This window comes from Pseudomonas sp. E45-MNA-CIBAN-0222 (assembly GCF_040310405.1).
GTDB lineage: Bacteria > Pseudomonadota > Gammaproteobacteria > Pseudomonadales > Pseudomonadaceae > Stutzerimonas > Stutzerimonas stutzeri_AC.
The window spans coordinates 1-271 of record NZ_JBEOPU010000107.1; the positions used below are offsets into that span (position 1 = coordinate 1).

The 271-nt window shown below is 55.4% G+C and carries 1 protein-coding gene; it reads right to left on the minus strand.

Going from position 1 to position 271, the window contains the following annotated elements; all coding sequences use genetic code 11:
• Positions 1 to 271: 5-methylcytosine restriction system specificity protein McrC (locus tag AAEZ08_RS22955; protein WP_500125183.1), on the minus strand; the 271-nt coding region annotated here is incomplete at both ends.

The following is a 271-nucleotide window of genomic DNA, read 5'->3' on the forward strand; positions in this document are numbered from 1 at the left end:
GTAAAGAACCGGTCCGCCCTGCAAAGGTTTTGCCGCAGATGGGATGCCATCATCAGTTTGCCGCGAAGGGCAAACAGGTTGCTTTGCTGAGTGGTATAGGTGCTGCGCAGGCCTTGTTTGACGATATGCCCGACGGTGCGTAGGAACTCGGCAATAAAAACTTCCAGTAAGGGCATTCGTGCCGCGGCGAGGTTGGCGGTGTCAGTTTGGAGGTGGCGAAACTCTTGAAGGCAGCAGAGCATTTCGATCAACAGCTGACGAGCCTTCGAGG